23 protein-coding genes are annotated in these 23466 nt (G+C 67.3%); 20 read left to right on the top strand and 3 right to left on the bottom strand.

The genetic code is table 11. The features are described 5' to 3' along the window. Positions 1–39: 39 nt before the first annotated feature. Together D3874_RS25840 and D3874_RS25845 are read left to right on the top strand one after the other, a co-directional pair. A complete protein-coding gene (locus D3874_RS25840) occupies positions 40–1227 on the top strand; it encodes an ABC transporter substrate-binding protein (RefSeq protein ID WP_119782604.1) in 1188 nt (395 codons plus the stop codon). A 250-nt stretch (positions 1228–1477) separates the two neighbouring features. After that, positions 1478–2830: a porin family protein gene (locus tag D3874_RS25845; protein ID WP_199699361.1), complete on the top strand. Its 1353-nt coding sequence runs from the start codon at positions 1478–1480 to the stop codon at positions 2828–2830. A gap of 108 nt (positions 2831–2938) precedes the next feature. On the opposite strand, the gene D3874_RS25850 is transcribed toward D3874_RS25845, so the two are convergent. Then, a complete protein-coding gene (locus D3874_RS25850) occupies positions 2939–3874 on the bottom strand; it encodes a LysR family transcriptional regulator (RefSeq protein ID WP_233560376.1) in 936 nt (311 codons plus the stop codon). Between the two features lie 177 nt (positions 3875–4051). On the opposite strand from D3874_RS25850, the gene D3874_RS25855 reads away from it, so the two are divergent. Genes D3874_RS25855 through D3874_RS25900 form a run of 10 tightly spaced genes read left to right on the top strand, consistent with a single transcriptional unit; the run spans position 4052 to position 14704 of the window. Next, complete coding sequence (locus D3874_RS25855; RefSeq protein WP_199699362.1) at positions 4052–5101, top strand: class 1 fructose-bisphosphatase; 1050 nt, start codon at positions 4052–4054, stop codon at positions 5099–5101. A 12-nt stretch (positions 5102–5113) separates the two neighbouring features. Continuing rightward, positions 5114–5989 carry a phosphoribulokinase gene (locus D3874_RS25860; RefSeq protein ID WP_119782607.1) on the top strand — a complete coding sequence of 292 codons (876 nt, stop codon included), beginning with the start codon at positions 5114–5116 and terminating at the stop codon, positions 5987–5989. After that, on the top strand, positions 5986–8019 hold the full coding sequence (gene tkt / locus D3874_RS25865; protein ID WP_119782608.1) for a transketolase: 2034 nt from the start codon (positions 5986–5988) through the stop codon (positions 8017–8019). The genes D3874_RS25860 and tkt overlap by 4 nt, the downstream gene beginning before the upstream one ends. Before the next feature lie 14 nt (positions 8020–8033). Then, positions 8034–9284 carry a phosphoglycerate kinase gene (locus D3874_RS25870; protein WP_119782609.1) on the top strand — a complete coding sequence of 417 codons (1251 nt, stop codon included), beginning with the start codon at positions 8034–8036 and terminating at the stop codon, positions 9282–9284. A gap of 3 nt (positions 9285–9287) precedes the next feature. Next, the gene (gene fba, locus D3874_RS25875; RefSeq protein WP_119782610.1) at positions 9288–10367 is read left to right on the top strand and encodes a class II fructose-bisphosphate aldolase; all 1080 of its coding nucleotides are present in this window, start codon (positions 9288–9290) and stop codon (positions 10365–10367) included. A gap of 24 nt (positions 10368–10391) precedes the next feature. After that, on the top strand, positions 10392–11834 hold the full coding sequence (locus D3874_RS25880; protein WP_119782611.1) for a form I ribulose bisphosphate carboxylase large subunit: 1443 nt from the start codon (positions 10392–10394) through the stop codon (positions 11832–11834). 14 nt (positions 11835–11848) lie between these two features. Further along, positions 11849–12253 (top strand): ribulose bisphosphate carboxylase small subunit, encoded by a 405-nt coding sequence (locus D3874_RS25885; RefSeq protein WP_119782612.1) that lies wholly within the window; start codon positions 11849–11851, stop codon positions 12251–12253. Next, entirely contained in the window at positions 12250–13152 is a 903-nt protein-coding gene (cbbX, locus tag D3874_RS25890; RefSeq protein ID WP_119782613.1) for a CbbX protein, read from the top strand. Before D3874_RS25885 ends, cbbX begins: the two co-directional genes overlap by 4 nt. Next, complete coding sequence (gene rpe, locus D3874_RS25895) at positions 13145–13822, top strand: ribulose-phosphate 3-epimerase (protein ID WP_119782614.1); 678 nt, start codon at positions 13145–13147, stop codon at positions 13820–13822. The genes cbbX and rpe overlap by 8 nt, the downstream gene beginning before the upstream one ends. A 60-nt stretch (positions 13823–13882) precedes the next feature. Continuing rightward, the gene (locus tag D3874_RS25900) at positions 13883–14704 is read left to right on the top strand and encodes a pentapeptide repeat-containing protein (RefSeq protein WP_119782615.1); all 822 of its coding nucleotides are present in this window, start codon (positions 13883–13885) and stop codon (positions 14702–14704) included. A 7-nt stretch (positions 14705–14711) separates the two neighbouring features. Here the strand turns inward: D3874_RS25900 and D3874_RS28225 are convergent, their stop codons facing one another. After that, positions 14712–14951 carry a hypothetical protein gene (locus D3874_RS28225; RefSeq protein ID WP_147385871.1) on the bottom strand — a complete coding sequence of 80 codons (240 nt, stop codon included), beginning with the start codon at positions 14949–14951 and terminating at the stop codon, positions 14712–14714. 72 nt (positions 14952–15023) lie between these two features. Next, a complete protein-coding gene (locus D3874_RS25905) occupies positions 15024–15410 on the bottom strand; it encodes a c-type cytochrome (protein WP_119782616.1) in 387 nt (128 codons plus the stop codon). A gap of 307 nt (positions 15411–15717) precedes the next feature. Here D3874_RS25905 and D3874_RS25910 point away from each other — a divergent pair, with 307 nt between their 5' ends. From D3874_RS25910 to D3874_RS25945, 8 genes are all read left to right on the top strand, one after another. Next, positions 15718–16719 carry an ABC transporter substrate-binding protein gene (locus D3874_RS25910; RefSeq protein ID WP_233560378.1) on the top strand — a complete coding sequence of 334 codons (1002 nt, stop codon included), beginning with the start codon at positions 15718–15720 and terminating at the stop codon, positions 16717–16719. After that, positions 16716–17489, top strand: a complete 774-nt coding sequence (locus tag D3874_RS25915; RefSeq protein ID WP_119782617.1) for an ABC transporter permease — start codon at positions 16716–16718, stop codon at positions 17487–17489. Before D3874_RS25910 ends, D3874_RS25915 begins: the two co-directional genes overlap by 4 nt. Then, complete coding sequence (locus D3874_RS25920) at positions 17458–18195, top strand: ABC transporter ATP-binding protein (protein ID WP_119782618.1); 738 nt, start codon at positions 17458–17460, stop codon at positions 18193–18195. Before D3874_RS25915 ends, D3874_RS25920 begins: the two co-directional genes overlap by 32 nt. Positions 18196–18218: 23 nt before the next feature. Then, positions 18219–19142 carry a quinoprotein relay system zinc metallohydrolase 2 gene (locus tag D3874_RS25925; RefSeq protein ID WP_119782619.1) on the top strand — a complete coding sequence of 308 codons (924 nt, stop codon included), beginning with the start codon at positions 18219–18221 and terminating at the stop codon, positions 19140–19142. 376 nt (positions 19143–19518) lie between these two features. Further along, positions 19519–21321 (top strand): lanthanide-dependent methanol dehydrogenase XoxF5, encoded by a 1803-nt coding sequence (gene xoxF5 / locus D3874_RS25930; protein WP_119782620.1) that lies wholly within the window; start codon positions 19519–19521, stop codon positions 21319–21321. Between the two features lie 167 nt (positions 21322–21488). After that, complete coding sequence (locus D3874_RS25935) at positions 21489–22046, top strand: c-type cytochrome, methanol metabolism-related (protein WP_274380648.1); 558 nt, start codon at positions 21489–21491, stop codon at positions 22044–22046. 13 nt (positions 22047–22059) lie between these two features. Continuing rightward, positions 22060–22899, top strand: coding sequence for a substrate-binding domain-containing protein (locus D3874_RS25940; protein WP_199699363.1), 840 nt, complete (start codon positions 22060–22062; stop codon positions 22897–22899). Then, a complete protein-coding gene (locus tag D3874_RS25945; protein WP_119782623.1) occupies positions 22896–23447 on the top strand; it encodes a PQQ-dependent catabolism-associated CXXCW motif protein in 552 nt (183 codons plus the stop codon). Before D3874_RS25940 ends, D3874_RS25945 begins: the two co-directional genes overlap by 4 nt. The last annotated feature ends 19 nt before the right edge of the window (positions 23448–23466 follow it).

Raw genomic sequence — 23466 nt, forward strand, 5'->3', positions numbered from 1 at the left:
GGCTTCCTGGCCGGCACGCGGTAGGCGAAAGCGACGACGATGTTCCGATATCTTGTGGCACTGATGCTCGTCGTGGCGGGGCCGGCCGTGGCCGGCCCCGGCATCGAGATCGAGATCGTCCATGTGACCCGCGACGAGCCGCCGGCCACGCCGTTTTCGTTCACGGAACCGGTGCCGCAAGGCGAAGGACTGCAGGGCGCCCGCCTGGGCCTGGCCGACGACAATGCCGGCGGCCGCTTCCGGGGGCAGGCCTATCGCCTGCGCGAGATCACCATTCCGCGCGACGCCCCCGTGGCCGGGGCGCCCGACCTTGCCCAGGCCATCGCCGGCCCGGGGCGCCTGATCGTCGCCGACGTCGAGACCGCCGATCTCGAGGCGTTACTGGCCCTGCCCGGTGCCGACCAGGCCCTGGTCTTCAACGCCCGCACCACCGACGACCGCCTGCGCCGCGATGGCTGCCGTGCCAATCTGTTCCACACCATGATCAGCCGGGCCATGCGGGCCGATGCCCTGGCCCAGTATCTGGTACGCCAGGACTGGAAGCGCTGGTTTCTGGTGGTGGGCCCCGGCGAGGCGGATCACGCCCTTGCCGATGCCGTCAGGCGCAGTGCTGCCCGTTTCGGTGCCGAGATCGTGCTCGAGAAGCCCTGGACCTACGAGGTCGGCCACCGCCGCACCGACAGCGGGGTGAGCAATGCGCGCGAGGAGATCCGCCCGCTGACCAGGGCCGACGACTACGATGTCCTGATCGTGGCCGACGAAGCCGATGACTTCGGCGAGTATCTGCCTTATCGGACGGTCCTGGCCCGCCCGGTCGCCGGCACCCACGGCCTGGTACCCGTCGCCTGGAGCAGGGCCAACGAGCAATGGGGCGCCACCCAGTTGCAGCGCCGCTTCGAGAAACAGGCCGGGCGGCCGATGACGGCGCGCGACTACGCCAACTGGCTGGCCCTGCGTGCCATTGCCGAGGCTGTCACCAAGGCCGGATCGGCCGACGCCGCCGGGGTCCGTGCCGCCCTGCTCGACCCGGGCTTTGCCATGGCGGCGTTCAAGGGGACACCAGTCTCGTTCCGCCCCTGGGATCGTCAGATGCGCCAGCCGGTTCTGCTGGCGACCCCTCGTGTCCTGGTGTCGGTCGCGCCCGAGGACGGCTTTCTCCATCAGGTGACACCACTCGACACGCTGGGCGACGATGCACCCGAGACCGCTTGCCCCCAAAACGGTTAGACCGCATGCCCCCAAAGTATATTGTCCGCCACCAAAGTATTAGAAGCAGCCTTCGTCGATCGTATTACGCAGCAAGTAGAATTTAAATCGAGGCGCCCGATACCGATGCTGCGACCCGCTGGGTTTTTGGTCGGTGGTTGTCGGTGTCGAGCCGGAAATGATCGCCCCGAGTCCAGTCCATGAGATCATTTGGAGGGACACCATGTCGGGGATCAACAGGCTGGTCGGGTTTACTTGTGCAACAGCAATCTTGGCAGTTACGGCGGCGGGGGCTGCCCGCGCGGATGCGACAGAGGACCTGCTGCGTCGGCTGCGTGCCAAGGGCATTCTGACCGAGCAGGAATATCGTGAACTATCGGGCAGCAAGCAGGCCGAGGCGACCGCGGCGGCGGCACCGGCCCCGGCGGACGACAGCCTCTACGTGAAGGTCAAGGATCCGTCGAAGGGCATCGGCCTGACCGTGGGGCCGGTGGACATCACCCTGTCGGGCTCGGTCAATGCCTTCTTCGTCTCCAGCAGCAAGGACAACGACAACCAGCCGGTGGCGCTGGGCGCCGTCGGCGGCCGGCAGGATTCGGTGGCCGTGCGCAACGGCCTGCTGCCCGGATTCTTCAAGATCGATGTCACCACCTTGCAGGACGGCATCGAATACGGCGGCCACTTCGGCTTCTATCCCGGGATCAACAGCGTCTCCAACGTCGGCGGCGCCAATTCGGCCGGCAATCCCACCGCGCTCGGCACCTCTGGCATCGACTTCCGCCAAGTCTACATGACCGTGGCCTCGCCCTCCTTCGGCGAATTCAAGGCCGGCCGGGATATCGGCCTGTTCGGCTCCGAGGCGATCCTCAACGACATGCTGCTGCTGGGCGTCGGTGCGCCGGGCGGCAACGTGGGGCCGTCGAACACCTCGCTGGGCCACATCGGTACCGGTTACATCTATGCCGACTTCATGCCCCAGTTGACCTATACGACGCCCGATTTCAGCGGCCTCAAGGCCACGGTCGGCCTGTTCCAGCCGCTCGACACGGTCCCTGTCCTGGGCACGTCGCTGACCGGCCACGAAACCCCCGGCGCCCAGGGCAAGGTGACCTACGACTACAAGGACGGCGATTTCGCGGCCCGGCTGTTTGCCGGCGGCGTGGTCCAGGAACTGTCCGCCAACATCGATGTCCCGGGGGAGCCGGGCAGCGCCGACACCACCGCCTATGGCATCGACCTGGGTGCCAAGCTCAGCTACGGCGGGGCCAGCGTGCTCGGCTACTACTACACCGGCAAGGGGCTGGGCACGACGGGCCTGTTCATCGGCTCGGTCGCGGCCAACGGCGAGGCCCGCGATTCCGAGGGTTTCCTGGTCCAGGCGACCTATAGCTTCGACAAGTTCATGATCGGGGCAAGTTACGGCGCCAGCTACCTTGACCTGGCCGAGGGCGAGGCCTCGTCCCTGCTGGTCGAGAGCAACGAGTCGATGGCCGTCCAGGGCCGCTATTCCCTGCGCAAGTGGGCAACCCTGGTGGGCGAGTACGTCCACACGGAATCGACCGCCCATGACGGCGCCAGCGCCGAGGAAGACGCCGTCGCCCTGGGGGCGATCCTGTTCTTCTGACCTTGCCCGATTTCAGGGCCCAAGCCTCCTCCCGGCCGGCCCTGAAACGCCCGATCACAGCCATGCCCTCGCCTCACGACCATGGCTGTGGTCGGTAACGCCAACCGATCAGGCGCCGTGCGGCGCCTGGCCGATACTGGGCAGGAAGCTGCCGCCGCGCTCGAGCAGGAAGTCGATGATGGCGCGCACGGCCGGTACTGGCCGGCGCTGGGCGAGATGGACGACATACCATTGCCGCACGATCGGCAGGCCCTTGACATCCAGGGCCACCATGCGCCCGTCGGCCAATTCCGCCCCCACCGTGTGACCTGAAATGAACGAGATGCCCAGGCAGGCGATGACCGCCTGCTTGATCGTCTCGTTGCTGTCGATCTGCATCGCGATCGGCGGATCAATGCGCATCTTGGCGAAGAAGCGCTCCATCAGGCCACGGGTGCCGCTGCCCGGTTCGCGCACCAGGAAGGTTTCCTCGGCCAGCAGCCTGGCCGGAATGTCGCGCTGGCCGGCCAGGGGGTGGTCGGGCGGGGCGACGATGAGATGCGGATGATCCCCGATCACCTCGGCCTCGACATCGAGTTCGAGCGGCGGCCGCCCCATGATCGCCACATCGATGGCGAAATGCTGCAAGCCCTTCAGGATCTCGGCCCGGTTGCCGACGGTGAGGCGCAGCGAGATGCCGGGGTGAAGCCGGCGAAAGGCGGCCAGGGCCTGGGGCGCGAAGTATTTGGCCGTCGAGACCACGCCGATCGAGACCGTGCCCTTTTCCGCCCCCGCAAGACTGGACAGCATGGCCGAGCAATCGGCGATGGCCGCTTCGATCCGCTCCGCCGCGGTCAGGATCTCGCGGCCGGCGTCGGTGGCGACAGTCTCATTGCCGTGACGCTCCAGCAGCGGCTGGCCGGCCAATTCCTGCAATTGCTGCAACTGCATGGTGACCGCAGGCGGCGTCACATGCAGTTCCCCGGCCGCCCGTGTGACCGACCCGGTGCGGATCACCGCCTGGAACGCGCGTAATTGTCGCAGGCTGACGTTGAGCAGGCTCATCGCGGCAGATTTCCACGGAATTCAGAAAATCTGAAGACCTAAGTAAAAACTAAAAAATTCCCTAACTTTCTTCAATAGCGGAAATTTGCCTCGGGTCGCGATCAACCAGCGACCGGGAAATAAAGCGACAGGGATGCGTGTGCCGGCCCGGCCCGGCAGCGCAAAAAAGGAAGCACCATGCCCGACGTGCAGGCCCATCAGCCGATGACCCTTGGTCAATATCTGGGCGCTTACGAGATGAGCGAGACGCCCTTGGCAAAAGCCGTGGCCGCGACGATCGGCGCCCTCGCCGACGCCGGCCAGCAACTGGCATCCCTGATCGCCTTGGGCCCGCTCGCCGGCGCGATGGCGGCCAAGCGCCACGACGACCGCTTCGGCGACAGCCAGAAGGAACTCGATTTCCGCGCCCATGCCATCGTCATCGATCACCTCGCCGCGGCCCCCGTCGCCCTCGTCGGCTCGGAGGAGGCGGACGAGGCCGAACTGCTGAACGCCGATGCCCCGCTGGTGGTGGCGATCGATCCGCTGGACGGTTCCTCGAACATCGATACCAATGCCTCGGTCGGCACGATCTTCTCGATCTATCCGGCGGGCGGCGGGACCGCGGCCTTGCTGCAGCGCGGCACGCAGCAGCTTGCCGCCGGCGTAATCATCTACGGTCCGCAGACCGGCCTGATGCTGACCGTCGGCGACGGCACGGCCCTGTTCACGCTCGACCCCCGCACCGGCCAGTTCAGCCTGACCCAGGCCCGCGCCGCCATTCCGCCGCGCTGCCGTGAATATGCGGTCAACAGCTCCAACGCCCGCCATTGGGACGATGGCATCCGGCGCTATGTCGCCGACCTGGTCAAGGGTGCCGAAGGCCCCCGGGGGACCGACTTCAACACCCGCTGGGTCGCCTCGATGGTGGCCGATGCCTTCCGCATCCTGGTCCGCGGCGGGGTCTATCTTTATCCCGGCGATGCCCGCCCCGGCTACCACGAGGGGCGCCTGCGCCTGATCTACGAGGCCAACCCCATCGCCTTCCTGATCGAGCAGGCCGGCGGGGGCGCCACCGACGGCGTCCGGCGCATCCTGGAGATCGAGCCCACCAGCCTGCACCAGCGCACCCCCCTCGTCTTCGGCTCGGCCGAGGAGGTGCTGCACCTGGGGCACTACCAGACCAATGCCTATGCGGGCGGCGAGGAATCGCCGCTGTTTGGCACCCGCAGCCTGTTTCGGGCCTGAGGGGGAACCGCGATGTCGACCAGGCACCCCATCATCTCGGTCACCGGTTCGTCGGGCGCGGGCACCACCTCGGTGCGCAACACCTTCGAACAGATCTTCCGGCGCGAAGGCATCACCGCCGCCTGGATCGAGGGCGATGCCTTTCATCGCTACGACCGGCTGGACATGCGCAAGCAGATGGCGGCGGCGGCGGCGGCCGGCAATCCCCACTTCAGCCACTTCGGCCCCGAGGCCAACCTGCTGGCGGAACTCGAGACCGTCTTCGCCGAATATGGCGCGCACGGCACCGGCCGCACCCGGCACTATGTGCACGACACCAACGAGGAAGCGCAGTACGGCGCGCCGCCCGGCACCTTCACCGATTGGGCCCCGTTCCCCAACGACAGCGACCTGCTGTTCTACGAGGGGCTGCACGGGGTGGTGGTCGACGACGGGATCGACCTCGCCAGCCATGCCGATCTCAAGATCGGCGTCGTGCCGGTGATCAACCTGGAATGGATCCAGAAGATCCACCGTGACCGCGCCGCACGCGGTTACTCGACCGAGGCGGTGACGGACACGATCCTGCGCCGGATGCCGGACTATATCCGTTACATCTGCCCGCAGTTCACCCAGACCGACATCAATTTCCAGCGGGTGCCGACCGTCGATACGTCCAACCCGTTCGTGGCCCGCTGGATCCCGACGCCCGATGAATCGATGGTGGTGATCCGCTTCAAGAGCCCGCGCGGCATCGATTTCCCCTACCTGCTGGCGATGATGAACGGCAGCTTCATGTCGCGCGCCAATTCGATCGTCATCCCGGGCAACAAGCTCGACCTGGCGATGCAGCTCATCCTGACGCCGGTGATCCTTCAGCTGATGCAGCGCAAGCAGAGGGCAGCATGACCAGGACCAGCCAGGCCCCCACCCAGGCGGCGGCAGCCGCGGCCGCCACCCTGCCGCAAATGGCCAATGCCTTGCGCGTGCTGGCCATGGATGCGGTCGAGAAGGCCAAATCCGGCCACCCCGGCATGCCCATGGGCATGGCCGATGTCGCCACCGTTCTGTTTCAGCGCTTCCTCAACTTCGATCCCGACGCGCCCGACTGGGCCGACCGCGACCGCTTCGTGCTGTCGGCCGGCCACGGCTCGATGCTGCTCTACGGCCTGCTGCACCTGACCGGTTACCCCGGCATGACGGCGGCCGAACTCGCCCGCTTCCGCCAATGGGACGCGCTGACGCCGGGTCATCCCGAGTACGGCCACACGCCGGGCGTCGAAACCACCACGGGGCCGCTGGGGGCCGGCATCGCCACCGCCGTCGGCATGGCGCTGGCCGAGGCGATGGCCGCCGCACGCTTCGGGACCGATCTGGTCGATCACCATACCTATGTCATCGCCGGCGACGGCTGCCTGATGGAGGGCATCAGCCACGAGGCGATCTCGCTGGCCGGCCACCTGCGGCTGGGCAAGCTGATCGTGCTGTTCGACGACAACGGCATTTCGATCGACGGCTCGGTTTCGCTGTCCTGTTCGGACGACCAGCTCGGCCGCTTCGCCGCCAGCGGCTGGACGGTACAGCGCATCGACGGCCACGATTTCGAAGCGATCGAGGCCGCGATCGAAATCGCCCGCGCCGCCGACCGGCCCTCGCTCATCGCCTGCCGCACGGTCATCGGGCGCGGCGCGCCCACCAAGGCCGGCAGTGCCGGAACCCATGGCGCCCCCCTGGGCGAGGCGGAAGTCGCCGCGACCCGCGCCGCGCTGGATTGGACGGCACCGCCCTTCACCGTGCCGCAAGCCATTCGCGACGCCTGGGCCCTGGCGGCCCAGCGCGGCAAGGCCGCCCACCGGGCCTGGCGCCAGCGCCTGGCCGCGGCGGCCCCCGCCCAGCACACCGCCTTCCTGGCAAGCCAGGCCGGCGACCTGCCCGAGACGGCAAGGCAGGCCTTGGCGGAGATCCGGCGGGATTTCCTGTCCAGGCGCCCCACCCTGGCGAGCCGGCAGGCATCGCAGCAGGTGCTGATCCAGCTCCTCCCGGCGATGCCGACCCTGGTCGGCGGCTCGGCCGACCTCACCCATTCGAACCTGACCATGGGCAAGGACCAGGCACCCGTCGCCGCCGGCAACTTTGCCGGTTCCTACATCCATTTCGGCATCCGCGAACACGCCATGGTCTCGGCCCTCAACGGTCTCGCCCTGCACGGCGGCTTCGTGCCCTATGGCGGGACGTTCCTGGTCTTCTCCGACTATTGCCGCCCGGCTATCCGGCTGGCCGCCCTGATGGGCCTGCGCATCGTCCTGGTCATGACCCATGACTCGATCGGCTTGGGCGAGGATGGCCCGACCCATCAGCCGGTCGAACACCTGGCCAGCCTGCGCGCCATGCCCAACCTGCTGGTCTTCCGCCCGGCCGATGCGGTCGAGACGCTGGAGGCCTGGGCCTTGGCCCTGGAGCAGCGCCGGCGGCCGTCGGTGCTGTGCCTCAGCCGCCAGGGCCTGGCCGCCCTGCCCCGGCAGGACGAGAACCGGGCCGCCACCGGCCTGTCGGCCCTGGGGGCCTATGTCGTGCGCGAGACGGCCGGGCCGCGCGATGTCACCTTGATCGCAACGGGTTCCGAGGTGGGCGTTGCCCTGGCGGCAGCCCGCCTGCTGGAAGCCGAAGGTCACCACGCGGCGGTGGTGTCGGCGCCCTGTTTTGAATTGTTCCGGGAACAGCCGGAAGCCTATCGCCGCAGCGTCCTGGGGACGGCCCCGCGCATCGGCATCGAGGCTGCGGTCGAGGGTGACTGGGCCCGCTGGCTGGGCGATGGCGGCACCTTCATCGGCATGACCGGCTTTGGCGCCTCGGCTCCGATCGATGCGCTGTACCGCGAATTCGGCATCACTGCCGAGGCCGTGGCCGCGGCGGCCCGCCGCCTGATCCAGCAGCCGTGACGGGGCGCGCGACCATGACGCTTCACACCCCCGCCATCGCACCAGCCGCCCGTGCCCGCCGGTTTCCCGGCATCGACGACCTGGGCGACCTCGCCGGCCGCCGGGTCCTGCTGCGGGCCGACCTCAACGTTCCCGTCAGGAACGGCAAGGTTACCGATGCCACCCGTCTCGATGCCATCACCCCCAGCATCCGGGCGCTGAACGCCAAGGGCGCGCGGGTGGTGGTCCTGTCCCACTTCGGCCGGCCCAGCGGCCGCGACCAGGGCCTTTCCCTGCTGCCGGTGGCCAGCGCGTTGGAAACCGTCCTGGAGCGTCCCGTGGGCTTCGCCGGCGACTGCATCGGCAGCGATGCCGCCGAGGCGGTTGTTGCCCTCGCGCCGGGGGATGTCCTGGTCCTGGAGAACACCCGCTTCCATCCGGGCGAGGAACGCAACGACCCGGCCTTTGTCCGGGCGCTCGCCGCGCTGGGCGATGCCTATGTGAACGATGCCTTCTCCTGCGCCCATCGCGCTCACGCCTCGACTGTCGGCCTGGCCGGCCTGCTGCCCTGCGCCGCGGGCCTTGCCATGAAGGCGGAACTCGACGCGCTGGAGGCGGCGCTGGGCGCCCCGCAGCGCCCGGTCGTGGCCGTCATCGGCGGGGCCAAGGTTTCCAGCAAGCTGGATGTCCTGGGCAACCTGGTGGGCAAGGTCGATGTCCTGGTGATCGGCGGCGGGATGGCCAACACCTTCCTGCACGCCCAGGGCAAGGCCATCGGCAAAAGCCTGGCCGAGCGTGACCTGGCCGATGTCGCGCGCGAAATCCTAGCCAGGGCGCCGGCCGCGGGGACGCGCATCGTGCTGCCCGTCGACGCCGTCGCCGCCTGGAAATTCGAGGCCCTGGCCGACCATCGGGTGGTCGATATCGACGACGTGCCCGCCGACGCCATGCTGCTCGACGTCGGCCCGAAATCGGTGGCCGCCATCGCCGGCCTGCTGGCGGCCGCCCGGACCGTGGTCTGGAACGGGCCGCTGGGCGCTTTTGAACTCGAACCCTTCGACCGGGGCACCATCGCTGCCGCCCGCGAAGTTGCGCGACTGACACAGGCCGGGGCTCTGCTGTCGGTGGCGGGCGGCGGCGATACCGTGGCCGCGCTGAACCACGCCCGGGCCGCCCACGCGTTTTCCTTCTGTTCGACGGCGGGCGGTGCCTTCCTCGAATGGCTGGAGGGCAAGGCCCTGCCGGGCATCGAAGCCCTGATGTCCCCCGATCACCAAGGAGCATGAGCCATGGCCCGTATCACCCTGCGGCAACTGCTGGATCACGCCGCCGAATTCAGCTACGGCGTGCCGGCCTTCAACATCAACAATATGGAGCAATTGCTGGCGATCATGGCGGCGGCCCAATCGGTCGATGCCCCGGTGATCGTCCAGGCCTCGCGCGGCGCCCGCTCCTATGCCGGCGACATCATGCTGGCCAAGATGGTCGAGGCGGCCGAGGCGATGTATCCCGGCATCCCGATCTGCCTGCATCAGGACCACGGCAATGACGAGGCGACCTGCTTCTCGGCCGTGCAGATGGGCTTTACCAGCGTGATGATGGACGGCTCGCTGGAGGCCGACGCCAAGACGCCGGCCAGCTACGACTACAACGTCGCGGTAACCGCACGGGTGACGAGCCTCGCGCACAAGCTGGGGGTCTCGGTCGAGGGCGAGCTGGGCGTGCTGGGCAGCCTGGAGACCGGCAAGGGCGAGGCCGAGGACGGCCACGGCACCGATGCGACCTTGAGCCACGACCAGCTCCTGACCGATCCCGACCAGGCGGTGGCCTTCGTCGAGGCGACCGGGGTCGATGCCCTGGCCATCGCCATGGGCACGTCGCACGGCGCCTACAAGTTCTCGCGCCAGCCCGACGGCGAGATCCTGGCCATGTCGGTGGTCCAGGCGATCAACGCCCGCCTGCCCGACCTGCACCTGGTCATGCACGGCTCGTCCAGCGTGCCGGAAGACCTGCAGGCGCTGTTCAACCGCTATGGCGGCAAGATGCCGGCGACCTGGGGCGTGCCGATCGAAGAGATCCAGCGCGGCATCCAATACGGCGTGCGCAAGGTCAATATCGATACCGACTGCCGGCTCGCCATGGCGGTGGAATTCCGCCGGGTGGCGACGCAGAACCCGGCGGAATTCGACCCGCGCAAATTCCTGAAACCCTCGATGGATGCACTGAGCGCCCTGTGCCGTAACCGCTTCGAGGCTTTCGGCACCGCCGGCCGGGCCAGCCGGATCAAGCCCCTGCCCCTGGCCGCCATGGCGCGCCGCTACCAAAGCGGCAGCCTGGTTCCCCGCAGCATCCTGCCCGTCGCGGTTTGAGCGGCAAGACTTAAGGAGAAGAAGATGACCGAGATCGCGAACCGCTACCGCGCCGGGGTGATGGAATACCGGAAAATGGGCTATTGGGAGCCCGACTACGAGCCCAAGGACACGGACGTCATCGCCTTGTTCCGGGTCACGCCGCAGGACGGCGTCGATCCCATCGAGGCCTCGGCGGCGGTGGCCGGGGAGTCCTCGACCGCAACGTGGACTGTCGTCTGGACCGACCGCCTGACGGCGTGCGAAAAGTACCGCGCCAAGTGCTACCGGGTCGATCCGGTGCCCAATGCGCCGGGGCAATACTTCGCCTATATCGCCTACGATCTCGACCTGTTCGAATCGGGCTCGATCGCCAACCTCTCGGCCTCGATCATCGGCAACGTCTTCGGTTTCAAGCCGCTGAAGGCCCTGCGCCTGGAAGACATGCGCCTGCCGGTCGCCTATGTGAAGACCTTCCAGGGCCCGGCGACGGGCATCGTGGTCGAGCGCGAGCGGCTGGACAAGTTCGGCCGCCCCCTGCTGGGCGCCACGGTGAAGCCCAAGCTGGGGCTTTCGGGGCGCAACTACGGCCGCGTGGTCTACGAGGCGCTGAAAGGCGGCCTCGACTTCACCAAGGACGACGAGAACATCAACTCGCAGCCCTTCATGCACTGGCGCGAGCGCTTCCTCTATTGCATGGAGGCGGTGAACAAGGCCCAGGCCGTGAGCGGCGAGATCAAGGGCACCTATCTCAATGTCACCGCCGCCACCATGGAGGACATGTACGAGCGCGCCGAGTTCGCCAAGGAGCTGGGCTCGGTCGTGATCATGATCGACCTGGTGATCGGCTACACGGCGATCCAATCGATGGCCAAGTGGTCGCGGCGCAACGACATGATCCTGCACCTGCACCGTGCCGGCCACTCCACCTACACCCGCCAGAAGGCGCACGGTGTCTCGTTCCGCGTCATTGCCAAGTGGATGCGCCTGGCCGGGGTCGATCACATCCACGCCGGCACGGTGGTGGGCAAGCTGGAAGGCGACCCCTACACCACGCGCGGCTACTACGACATCTGCCGCGAGGACTTCAACCCGATGCGCCTGGAGAACGGCCTGTTCTTCGACCAGAGCTGGGCCAGCCTGGGCAAGCTGATGCCGGTCGCCTCGGGCGGCATTCATGCCGGCCAGATGCACCAGCTCATCCACCTGCTGGGCGAGGACGTGGTCTTGCAGTTCGGCGGCGGCACCATCGGCCATCCGATGGGCATCGCCGCCGGTGCCACCGCCAACCGGGTGGCGCTGGAGGCCATGATCATGGCCCGTAACGAGGGCCGTGACATCATGGCCGAAGGGCCGGACATCCTGGTGGCCGCGGCCCGGCATTGCACGCCGCTGCAGCAGGCGCTGGATACCTGGAAGAACGTCACGTTCAACTACACCTCGACCGACGCGCCGGACTTCGTGCCGACCGCCAGCGTCGCGATGTAAGGGGAGACACCACAATGCGCATCACCCAAGGCTGCTTCTCCTTCCTGCCCGACCTGAGCGACGCCCAGATCCGCTCGCAGGTCCAGTACTGCATCGACCAGGGCTACGCCGTCGGCCTGGAGTTCACCGACGAGCCCCATCCCCGCAACACCTATTGGGAAATGTGGGGCCAGCCGATGTTCGACATCCGCGATGCCGCGGGGGTCATGCTGGAACTGGAGAGCTGCCGCAAGGCCTACGGTGACCGTTACATCCGCCTGACCGGCTTCGATGCCAGCCACGGCTGGGAATCGGTGCGGATCTCGTTCATCGTGAACCGGCCGGAAGTGGAAACCGGCTTCCACCTCGAACGCCGGGAGGAAGGCGGGCGCCGCATCGCCTATGCCACCGTGCCCGACAAGCGGCCAGGTGCCTCGTGACCACAACGATCGAGGCCACGATCGACCTGGCGGCCGAACTCGACGCCTCGGGCGCCCGCGAGGTGCTCGAGACGCTCGACGCCGAGTTGATCGGCCTCGAGCCGGTGAAACTGCGCATCCGCCAGATCGCCGCCCTGCTGGTGGTCGAGCGGGTGCGCAAGCGCCTGGGCCTGGCGGCCGAGCCGCCCTCCTTGCACATGTCCTTCACCGGCAACCCCGGCACCGGCAAGACCACGGTGGCCATGCGCATGGCCGATATCCTGCACAAGCTGGGCTTCGTGCGCAAAGGCCACCTGGTCTCGGTGACGCGCGACGACCTGGTCGGCCAGTACATCGGCCACACCGCGCCCAAGACCAAGGAAGTGCTGAAGCGGGCCATGGGCGGCGTGCTGTTCATCGACGAGGCCTACTACCTCTACCGGCCCGAGAACGAGCGCGACTACGGCCAGGAATCGATCGAGATCCTGCTCCAGGTCATGGAGAACAAGCGCGAGGACCTGGTGGTGATCCTGGCTGGTTACGCCGACCGCATGGACCGGTTCTTTGCCAGCAATCCGGGCTTCCGCTCGCGCATCGCCCACCATGTCGATTTCCCCGACTATGGCGACCAGCAATTGATGTCGATCGCCGAGTTGACGCTGGCCAAGCAGAACTATCGCCTGAGCGAGGGCGCCAAGGCCGCCCTGGCGCGCTACATTGCCCTGCGCCGCGCCCAGCCGCATTTCGCCAACGCCCGCTCGCTGCGCAATGCCCTCGATCGCGCGCGCCTGCGCCAGGCCACCCGCCTGTTCGCCCAGCAGCGCCGCGATCTCACCGCCACCGACCTGATGACCATTGAGGCCGAGGATATCCAGGCCAGCCGGGTCTTCCTTGCCAAGGCGGAGGGCCCCCATGGCTGAATCGCTGGTCATTGCCCCCTCGATCCTGTCGGCCGATTTCGCCCGCTTAGGGGAAGAGGTCGCCGCGATGACGGCGGCCGGTGCCGACTGGATCCATGTCGACGTGATGGACGGGCATTTCGTGCCCAACCTGACCTTCGGCCCGGACCTGGTGCGCTGCATGCGCCCCCACAGCAACCACCTGTTCGACGTCCACCTGATGGTCGCCCCGGTCGACCTGCACCTGGAGGCCTTTGCCAAGGCCGGCGCCGATCTCATCACCGTCCATGCCGAGGCCGGGCCGCACCTCGACCGGACGTTGCAGGCCATTCGCGGCCTGGACCGCAAGGCCGGCGTGGCGCTGTGCCCCGCCACCCCGGCCGAGGCGGTGGCCCATGTCCTGGACCGGGTCGATCTGGTGCTGGTCATGACCGTCAACCCCGGCTTCGGCGGCCAGCGCTTCATCGCCGCGCAACTGGCCAAGATACGCCAGTTGCGGGCCATGATCGGCGACCGGCCGATCCGCCTCGAGGTCGATGGCGGCGTCAACAACGAGACCGCCGCCGCCGTGGTCCAGGCCGGTGCCGATACCCTGGTCGCCGGCTCGGCCCTGTTCCGCGGCACGGCCCAGGCCTATCAGCAGAACATCCAGGCGCTTCGCCAGGCTGCCGAACAGCCGTCGCATCCTTAGACTTGCCCATGGGCGGGGTGTGCTATCGTCGCGGCAGCCCCGTCGCAAGGAGAGTCGAAAATGACCGCCACGGCCGAGGGACGCGCCTATCGCCGTCTCCTCATCACCGTCCTTGCCATCGCCCTGTACGCGCCGGCCTCGCCCGGCCGGGCCCAGGACATGATGCGCCATCTCGACCTGACCTCGCCGGCGATGACGCAGGCGGAAATGACGCGCGCCGACGTCGAACGCCTGCTGGCCGCCGCCGGCCCCGCCGGGGCCGATCTGTCAGGCCGGCGGCTGTCGGGCCTCGACCTGTCGGGCCTGGATTTCACCAACGCCAATCTGCGTACCGCCATCCTGAACGGCACCAGGCTGGTCGGGGCCAACATGGCGGGGGCCGTGCTGGACCAGGCCTGGGCGCTGAAGGCCGATTTCTCGCGGGCCGATCTGCGAGGCGCCAGCCTGTTCGGCAGCCAGGCGATCGGCGCCGTGTTCGACGGTGCCGACCTCTCCGGTGCCAGGGTCGCCGGCGACCTGTCCGGTGCCAGCCTGCGCGGCACGATCCTGCAGGGCGCCAGGCTGGGTGCCGACATGCGCAACCAGTCCATGGGCCTGATGCGCGCCGTCCTGAAATCCGCCGACCTCGAAGCGGCGAACCTGTCGGGCGCTGACCTGTCCCGGGTCGATCTGGAATTCGCCGATCTGCGCGGGGCCGATCTGCGCCGGGCCGATCTTCACGGCGCCATGCTCGGCGGCGCCGACCTGACCGGCGCCATGGTGGCAGGTGCCGATTTCCATGACGCCGATGTAACGTCGACGAAGCTCCGCGGCCTGGTCGGCCTCGACCAGGCGGTCGGCATCGATCAGGCGCGCAACCTCGACCGCGCCTTCCGCGACTGACCGGCGATCAGTCCACGGTCGTCGCCTGCGCCCGCGCCCGCACGGGTCGGCAGATCGTTTTCAGGTAGGTCGTCTCGCCGATGCCCTGGCGCAGGGTGGTGCCGGCAATGGCTTCCTGCCAGCCCATGGTGCAATGCAATTCCGATGAGACAGTGGTCGACATGTAATCGACCGCTGTCTTCTCGTCACAGGCCTCCGGTGATACCGGCTTGAGGCAAACCAACACAATCGCCACGAAGGACGCCATTGGGTACTCCTTAGCACAGCGGCCGTTCCGGCCGCCGGGCGCGGAACCCCAGTTAGTCGATGGGACGGTTGGTCATTGCGTCTTCTTACCGTCTGCGGTGAATGACTTAAGGTAGGCGATGACGTTGACGATGTCTTCCGGTTTTGGCAGGCCGACAAAGGCCATTTTGTTGCCCGGCACCTTCAGTTTAGGATTCTTAAGATATTCTGAGAGTTGATCCTCGGTCCAGGTTAGACCCGAGTTCTTCATCGCTGCGGAATAATTAAACCCATCGACCGACGCAGATTTACGCCCGACCACTCCGTTCAATGTCGGACCGACGCCATTTTTCGCGGTTTCGCCCAATTGGTGACATACCTTGCACTTGACGAATACTTTCTCCCCGAGGGCGGCGTCTTCGGCAAAGGCCGCCGAGGGGACGATCACCAGTGCCAGCAGTGCTGCAAGTATAGGCCGCATTTTTTCTAACCTCCCGAGATTCTAACCATCGAATTAGCCAAAAGATTTCTTTCCCATCTTCCGGCTTCTGTGTTTGTGCTTGACCGACGACTGCCCATGGCGACAGCGCCCAAAAAAAGCAATAGACAGTATGAAGAATGCTGATCACACTCCCCGTCAAGAATAGATTAAAATAAATTTGCGCAAGGGAGCGCCGCGGAGTGTCGTCTCGCCGTCATCGGACCCCGCCATGCCGCTGCCGCCAAGGCCCCTGCGCAAGGTCGCGGGCCCTGCCGCGACGGATGGACGCATCCATGGCGAAGCGGGCATGACCATGCAACGCGAAGCCGCGAAACCGACACGGCGCAGCCTCCTGCTGCTGGCGGGCGCCGCCTTGGCGATACCGCGCGCGCTGCACGCCGGCCAGCATCCGCCGCTGAACGTCGGCGTTCTCGAATTCGGCACCGTCGGCTGGGAAATCGAGACCATCCGCCGCCTCGGCCTGGACACGGCGGCCGGGGTGCAAGTTACCGCGACCAGGCTGGCCTCCAACGATGCCGCCCGGATCGCCTTCCTGGGCGGCGGCGTCGACGTCATCGTGACCGACCTGCTGTGGGCCGCGCGGATGCGGGCCGAAGGCCGCAACCTGGTCTTCCTGCCCTTCTCGGCCACGGAGGGCGCCTTGATGGTGCCGCCGGCCTCGGCCATTGCAGGCGTGGCCGATCTCGCGGCCAAGGCGGTGGGCGTCGCGGGCGGGGCGCTGGACAAGAACTGGCTGCTGCTGCAGGCCTATGCCCGCCGGAAGGCCGATCTCGATCTGGCCCGGGCGGCACGGCCGGCTTTCGGCGCGCCGCCCCTGCTGAGCCAGAAGCTCGAGGATGGCGAGTTGGACGCGGCCCTCCTCTACTGGAACTTCTGCGCCCGGCTCGAGGCGAAGGGCTACCGGCGGATCATCGGGGCCGACGAGATCACCCGGTCGTTCGGCATTGCCGGCCCTATCGCCTTCATCGGCTATGCCTTCGCCGAGCGCGTCGTCGCCGGCCGGCCGGACGCCATCCGCGCCTTTGCCGCCGCCTCGCGCCAAGCCAAGCAGGTGCTGGCGTCGCAGGACGAGGCCTGGACCGCCCTCCGCCCGCTGATGCAGGCTGACGACGAGGCAACCTACCAGACCCTGAAACGGCGCTTCGTCGAAGGCATCCCCGGGCGTGCCATCGGCGACGAGCAGGCCGACGCCGCCCAGCTCTATGCCCTCCTGGCCGAGCTGGGCGGCGAGAAGCTGGTGGGCGCGGCCAAGACCCTGCCCGACGGGCTGTACTGGACCGGGACATGAGGCGGGACGGGCGCGTCAAGGTCGCCGGCATCGCCCTGCGCGGCCTGTCCCTGCTGTCCCTGCTGGTGCTTTGGCAGGTTGCCGCCGACCTTGCCGCAAGCCGGTCGTTGCCCTCACCCGGCGCCGTCTTCAGCTTCATGATCGAGGAGGCCCTGCACGGCGACCTGATGTCCAACCTGGGACTGACGCTGTGGCGCGTGGCCGCGTCCTTCACCATCGCCATGGCGATCGGCACCGCGGCGGGCATTGCCCTTGGCCTGTGGCAGCGCGTGAACGCGGTTTTCGACACCTGGCTGCTGGTCCTGCTGAACCTGCCGGCGCTGGTGATCGCCATCCTGTGCTACATCTGGCTGGGCCTGACCGAGGCGGCGGCGATCACCGCGGTGGCGCTGAACAAGATCCCCAACGTCATCGTCATCCTGCGCGAGGGCACCCGCTCCATCGATCGCGAGCTCGACGAGATGAGCCGGGCCTATCGCTTTTCGAGCGCAACCTGGTTGCGCCATGTCCTGATGCCCCAACTGACCCCCTACCTGGCCGCGGCTGCGCGCTCGGGCCTGGCGCTGGTGTGGAAGATCGTGCTGGTGGTCGAACTGCTGGGGCGTTCGGACGGGGTTGGTTACGCCATCTCGGTCCACTTCCAGCTCTTCGACGTGCGCGGCGTGCTCGGCTATGCCCTGGCCTTCATCATCGTCATGCTGGCCGCCGAATTCGTCGTCCTCCAGCCCCTCGAGTCCCATGCCCGACGTTGGCGGCCCTCCCCTGCTTGAGGCGCGGATCACGCGCAAGTGCTACCACGGGCCCGGCGGCACGGTGGAAGCGGTGGGGAACCTGTCCCTGACCATCGCCCCGGGCGAGTTCGTCTGCCTGATCGGCCCCTCGGGCTGCGGCAAGACGACCACCCTGCGCATCCTGCTGGGGCTCGACCGCGACTTCGAGGGCCAGGTGACGCCGGACCCCCGTGACCTGGCCATCGGCGTGGCCTTCCAGGAGCCGCGCCTGCTGCCCTGGCGCACGGTCGAGCAGAACATCCGCCTCGCCCTGCCGGCCGGCCGGCGGCAGCGCAATCTCGATCATCTGCTGGCGGATTTCGGGCTTGTCGCGTGGCGGGCCCGCTATCCCGGCGCCTTGTCGCTGGGCCTCGCCCGTCGGGTGTCGCTGGCCCGGGCCCTGGCCGACGATCCGCCGCTGCTGGTCCTGGACGAGCCCTTCGTCTCGCTCGACGACCGGGCGGCGGGCGAACTGCGCGCATTGGTGCTCGCCGCCGCGCAAGACCACGGCATGAGCGTGCTGATGGTGACGCACAATATTCGCGAGGCGCTGTGGCTCGCCGATCGCCTGGTGCTGCTGAGCCCGCGCCCGGCCCATGTCCTGGGCGAGGTCGTGCTGGACGCGCCCAGGCTGGTCCGCACCGGGCCCTGGATCGAACAGCAGCACCACAAGCTTGCCGCAAGCTTTCAAACCGTCATGACGTGACCGCGCAAGGGAGGGAGGCGGGCATGCCGCGGGCGCTCCTGGTTATTGTCATCTGGCTCGTCGCGGCCGCCGCCAGGGCGGGCGATGTAGCCCCCCTGCCGATGACCCGGATTGCGGACGGGATCTATGTCTATGCCGCGCCCTACGAACTGGCGACGCCTGAGAATGCCGACGGGATCGGCAACCTCGGCTTCATCGTCGGTGCCGACGCGGTCGCGGTGATCGACACCGGCGGCTCCTATGCCGTGGGCCAGCGCCTTCTGGCCGCGGTCCGGGCGCAGACCGAGCGCCCGGTCCGCTATGTCGTCAACACCCATGTCCACCCCGACCACGTCCTGGGCAACGCCGCCTTTCTGGGCCTGGACGCTCATTTTGTCGGGCACGCCAACCTGCCCCAGGCCCTCGCCGACCGGGGCCTAAGCTATCTCGCCGCGACCGCCCGGCTGATCGGCGACGCCGCCTTCGCTGGAACCCAGGCGATACCACCCGATCTGCTGGTGGCAGACCGGCTGACGCTCGACCTCGGCGATCGCACCATCCTCCTCGAGGCCTGGCCGACCGCCCACAGCAACACCGATCTCACCGTGTTCGACGAGAAGACCGGCACCTGGTTTCTCGGCGATCTGGTGTTTTCGGGCCATGTCCCGGCACTCGACGGCAGCCTCCGGGGCTGGCTGTCCGTGCTCGAGGCGATCGCCGCGAGACCCGCCGGGCGCATCGTCCCCGGCCACGGCCCGGCGACAATGCCCTGGCCGCAGGCAGCGGTGCCAACGCGGCGCTATCTCCAGCAGTTGGCGGGCGACATCCGACGCCTGATCGCGCAGGGGCGGACGATGCGCGACGCCGCGGCCCAGGCCGCTCAGGCGGAGCGGGAGCAGTGGACGCTCTTCGACGAATTTAACGGGCGCAACGCGACTAGCGCTTTTCATGAGCTGGAATGGGAGTAGTGTGCGAGCAACTGTCGGCGCCTGCGGCACAATCCAGTTGTGCGGCGCATTGCTTCCCCTGGCGCAACGCAGCATAATAAACGTAACTTAATAAGTTAAAAATAATGATGACTTTGGCCCTTGCAGTATTGCGTCGGCGATCGTCGCGCGATTAGAATTTGTCCATCTTCGACTTCCAACGGCACTGCGATGAGGATCACAGCGTCAGTTCGAGAGCGTGCAGGACTGCCTGTCGCCGCATGACTTCTTGGCGGGCGATACGCCAGCCGTGCGCGCTGTCGAAGAGTAGAGTGTAACATTAAGGCGTTAAGAGCACCGCCCAACCGGCGCGCTGTCGACCAAGGCATCGTGACCCATAATCACTCGGAGGACGCTCATGAAAAAACTCATCTTGTGGACAGGATTGGCATGTTCGCTGTTGTTCGGCGCTGCCGCCAACGCGAACGACGAGGTACAGAAGCTCACCCAGGACCCCAACCAATGGGTCCTGCAGACCGGCGACTATGCCAACACACGTTACTCCAAGCTCGACCAGATCAACGCCGGCAACGTCAACAAGCTCCAGGTCGCCTGGACCTTTTCGACCGGTGTGCTGCGTGGCCATGAAGGCGCGCCGATCGTGGTCGGGGACATCATGTATGTCCACTCCCCCTTCCCCAACACGGTCTTCGCCCTGGACCTGAACGATGACGGGAAGATCATCTGGAAGTACGAGCCCAAGCAGGATCCCAACGTCATTCCTGTAATGTGCTGCGATACGGTCAACCGCGGCCTCGCCTATGCCGACGGCAAGGTGTTCCTGCACCAGGCCGATACCACGGTGGTGGCACTCGATGCCAAGACCGGCAAGGTCGTCTGGTCGGTCGTCAACGGCGACCCGAAGGCCGGCGCCACCAACACGGCAACGGTCATGCCGGTCAAGGACAAGGTCCTCGTCGGCATTTCCGGCGGCGAGTTCGGCGTCCAGTGCCATGTCACCGCCTACGACCTGAAGACGGGCAAGCTCGCGTGGCGTGCCTATTCCGAAGGCCCCGACGACCAGATCCTGTTCGACCCGGTGAAGACCACCGCGCTCGGCAAGCCGGTCGGCGCGGACTCCAGCCTGAAGACCTGGCAGGGCGATCAATGGAAGACGGGCGGCGGCTGCACCTGGGGCTGGTACTCCTACGACCCCGCCACCAACCTCGTCTACTACGGCTCCGGCAACCCTTCGACCTGGAATCCGAAGCAGCGCCCGGGTGACAACAAGTGGTCCATGACCATCTTCGCCCGTGACGCCGATACCGGGGTCGCCAAGTGGGTCTATCAGATGACCCCGCACGACGAATGGGACTATGACGGCATCAACGAAATGGTGCTGGTCGACCAGAAGATCGACGGCAAGGATCGCAACCTTCTCGTCCACTTCGATCGTAACGGCTTCGGCTACACCCTGGACCGCAAGACCGGCGAACTGCTTGTCGCCGAGAAGTACGATCCGGCGGTGAACTGGGCCTCCAAGATCGACATGGACCCGAAAAGCGCCACCTACGGTCGCCCCCTGGTCGTGGCCCAGTACTCGACCGAACAGAATGGCGAGGACGTGAACTCCAAGGGCATCTGCCCGGCCGCCCTCGGCACCAAGGACCAGCAGCCTTCCGCCTTCTCGCCGCGTACCGGCTTGTTCTACGTGCCGACCAACCATGTCTGCATGGACTACGAGCCGTTCAAGGTGAGCTATACCCCGGGCCAGCCCTATGTTGGCGCCACCCTGTCGATGTACCCCGCCCCCAACAGCCATGGCGGCATGGGTAACTTCATCGCCTGGGATGCCACCAAGGGCAAGATCGTCTGGTCGCTGCCCGAGCAGTTCTCGGTCTGGTCGGGCGCCCTGGCAACCGCCGGCGATGTCGTCTTCTACGGCACGCTCGAAGGTTACCTGAAGGCGGTCGACGCCAAGACGGGCAAGGAACTCTACAAGTTCAAGACCCCGTCCGGCATCATCGGCAACGTCATGACCTACACCCACAAGGGCAAGCAGTATGTGGCGGTGCTCTCGGGCGTCGGCGGCTGGGCGGGTATCGGCCTGGCGGCCGGCCTCACCGACCCCAACGCCGGCCTGGGTGCGGTCGGTGGCTATGCGGCACTGAACAGCTATACCGCCCTGGGCGGTCAGCTGACGGTGTTCGCGGTCCCCTGATCGGTTCGACGACAGCGTAACCACAACGGTAATGGAGGCTGGCGCTGCCCCTTTGGGCATCACGCCAGCCTCTCCCATCTGGGCAGAAACCTAGCGGAGCGTTGGCGTGCGAGGCGCCTCGTCGCCTCGGCCCATGGCGTTCCAGGACTTGAACGGGAGTGCAGGCCTTGTTTCCATCTGATCGTGACCGCAAATTACCCGCCTTCGGCCGGAAACACCGGGGCTGGCACCTCGCCGCACTTCTGCTCTGTGCCACGGCCGGCCTCGGGGCGGCGGCATCGGCGGCGCCCGGCACGGCAGTCGGCAGCGAAGACGGCAAGTACGTGGATGCCGAAGGCAGCCCCACCTACAACATCGCGCCCGACGGCAAGCTGGACTGGTATACCTTCTCGGGTTACCGCCGGTATCATTCCGAATGCCACGTCTGCCACGGCCCGGACGGTGCCGGTTCGACCTATGCGCCGGCGCTGGCGGATTCCATGAAGACCCTCAACTACGAGCAGTTCATGACCATCGTCGTCCAGGGGCGAACGAACGTGGGCGCCGGCAACCAGAAGGTGATGCCGAGCTTCGGCGAGAACCGCAACGTCATGTGTTATCTCGACGACATCTACGTCTACCTGCGCGCAAGGGGCGACGGCGCCCTTGGCCGGGTACGGCCCGAAGCACACGACCCCAAGCCGGAGAGCGCCAAAAGTGCCGAAGCTGCCTGCATGGGCAATTGAGTGGCGGCAGACGGTGCCGGCGGCGCTCGTCGCCGGCGCCGTCGCGCTCGGCGCCTGCCTTGCCGGCAACGGCGCGTTGGCCCAACAGGGGCCGGACCTGGTGGCCACGGACAAGTTGCGGGTCTGCGCCGACCCGTCGAACCTGCCCTTCTCCAACCGCGACAAGGCCGGCTTCGAGAACAAGATCGCCGAGATCGTCGCCGACGAGTTGAAGGTACCCGTGCGATACTTCTGGCTGCCGCAGGGGCCGGGCTTCGTCCGCAACACGCTGGCCACCGGCCTTTGCGACGTGATCATCGGCTATGCCTCCGGTGCCGACATCGTCCAGCACACCAATCCCTACTACCGCTCCACCTATGTCCTGGTCGTCAAGGCCGGCGGCCCGCTGGATGGCGTCGAGCGTCTCGAGGACGAGCGCCTCAAGGGCCGCAGGCTCGGCATCATCGCCGCCACCCCGCCGGCCGACCACCTGTTGCGCCTGGGCCTGCTTAAGGACGCGAAAACCTATTCCCTGCTGGTGGACCGCCGCTATGCCTCGCCGGCGGAGGAGGCCCTGGCAGACCTGGCGTCGGGTGTCATCGACGGCGCCCTGCTGTGGGGGCCGATCGGCGGCTACTTCGCCAAGCAGGCGGCGGTGCCGCTCAAGGTGATCCCGCTGGTGAAGGAGGTGGAACGTCCGGCGCTCAGTTTCCGCATCACCTTCGGCATCCGGCCCGACGAACTCGACTGGAAACATCGCCTCAACGACGTCATCCGCAAGCGCAAGGGTGATATCGACCGGGTTCTGGCCGATTACGGCGTGCCCCTGGTGGCCGATGACGGCAGCCCGGGCGCGGAGGGCAACCTGCAATGAAGCCATGCCGGCACCTCGCGCCGCTGGCCCTCGCCTTGGCCGTCCTGTCGGCCGCGCCCGCCCTGGCAGAGGCGCCGGCCGAGCCTGACGGCTATCGCCTGGAGGACTACCGGGCCGCCACGCCGGCAACCCTGCGCGGCGCCACCGTGCTGACGACTCCGGACGCACAGGCCCTGTGGCAGGCCCAAAGCGCCCTGTTCGTCGATGTCCTGCCCCACGCGCCCAGGCCCGCCAACCTGCCCGCCGGCACGATCTGGCGGGACAAGCCGCACGACAGCATCCCCGGCGCGGCCTGGCTGCCCGATGTCGGGCACGGCGCGCTGGCGGCCGAGACCGAGGCCTATTTCAAGCGCAACCTGGCGAGCCTGACGGCAGATGATCGCGACAAGCCGCTGGTCCTCTTCTGCAAAAAGGATTGCTGGATGTCGTGGAACGCGGCCAAGCGTGCGCTCGGCTATGGCTATCGTCATATCTACTGGTACCCGGATGGTGTCGACGGCTGGGCCGCCGCCGCCCTGCCGCTCGCCCCGCTGGAACCGCGGCCATAGGCGGGCCGCCTCGGAGGTG

It is taken from the genome of Oleomonas cavernae (genome assembly GCF_003590945.1).
GTDB lineage: Bacteria > Pseudomonadota > Alphaproteobacteria > Zavarziniales > Zavarziniaceae > Zavarzinia > Zavarzinia cavernae.

Excerpts from the sequence above, each read along its gene's own strand:
- D3874_RS25840 (WP_119782604.1), top strand. The coding sequence starts at position 40 with ATGTTCCGATATCTTGTGGCACTGATGCTCGTCGTGGCGGGGCCGGCC.
- D3874_RS25850 (WP_233560376.1), bottom strand. The coding sequence starts at position 3,874 with ATGAGCCTGCTCAACGTCAGCCTGCGACAATTACGCGCGTTCCAGGCG.
- D3874_RS25855 (WP_199699362.1), top strand. The coding sequence starts at position 4,052 with ATGCCCGACGTGCAGGCCCATCAGCCGATGACCCTTGGTCAATATCTG.
- D3874_RS25860 (WP_119782607.1), top strand. The coding sequence starts at position 5,114 with ATGTCGACCAGGCACCCCATCATCTCGGTCACCGGTTCGTCGGGCGCG.
- tkt (WP_119782608.1), top strand. The coding sequence starts at position 5,986 with ATGACCAGGACCAGCCAGGCCCCCACCCAGGCGGCGGCAGCCGCGGCC.
- D3874_RS25870 (WP_119782609.1), top strand. The coding sequence starts at position 8,034 with ATGACGCTTCACACCCCCGCCATCGCACCAGCCGCCCGTGCCCGCCGG.
- fba (WP_119782610.1), top strand. The coding sequence starts at position 9,288 with ATGGCCCGTATCACCCTGCGGCAACTGCTGGATCACGCCGCCGAATTC.
- D3874_RS25880 (WP_119782611.1), top strand. The coding sequence starts at position 10,392 with ATGACCGAGATCGCGAACCGCTACCGCGCCGGGGTGATGGAATACCGG.
- D3874_RS25885 (WP_119782612.1), top strand. The coding sequence starts at position 11,849 with ATGCGCATCACCCAAGGCTGCTTCTCCTTCCTGCCCGACCTGAGCGAC.
- rpe (WP_119782614.1), top strand. The coding sequence starts at position 13,145 with ATGGCTGAATCGCTGGTCATTGCCCCCTCGATCCTGTCGGCCGATTTC.
- D3874_RS25900 (WP_119782615.1), top strand. The coding sequence starts at position 13,883 with ATGACCGCCACGGCCGAGGGACGCGCCTATCGCCGTCTCCTCATCACC.
- D3874_RS28225 (WP_147385871.1), bottom strand. The coding sequence starts at position 14,951 with ATGGCGTCCTTCGTGGCGATTGTGTTGGTTTGCCTCAAGCCGGTATCA.
- D3874_RS25905 (WP_119782616.1), bottom strand. The coding sequence starts at position 15,410 with ATGCGGCCTATACTTGCAGCACTGCTGGCACTGGTGATCGTCCCCTCG.
- D3874_RS25910 (WP_233560378.1), top strand. The coding sequence starts at position 15,718 with ATGACCATGCAACGCGAAGCCGCGAAACCGACACGGCGCAGCCTCCTG.
- D3874_RS25915 (WP_119782617.1), top strand. The coding sequence starts at position 16,716 with ATGAGGCGGGACGGGCGCGTCAAGGTCGCCGGCATCGCCCTGCGCGGC.
- D3874_RS25920 (WP_119782618.1), top strand. The coding sequence starts at position 17,458 with ATGCCCGACGTTGGCGGCCCTCCCCTGCTTGAGGCGCGGATCACGCGC.
- D3874_RS25925 (WP_119782619.1), top strand. The coding sequence starts at position 18,219 with ATGCCGCGGGCGCTCCTGGTTATTGTCATCTGGCTCGTCGCGGCCGCC.
- xoxF5 (WP_119782620.1), top strand. The coding sequence starts at position 19,519 with ATGAAAAAACTCATCTTGTGGACAGGATTGGCATGTTCGCTGTTGTTC.
- D3874_RS25945 (WP_119782623.1), top strand. The coding sequence starts at position 22,896 with ATGAAGCCATGCCGGCACCTCGCGCCGCTGGCCCTCGCCTTGGCCGTC.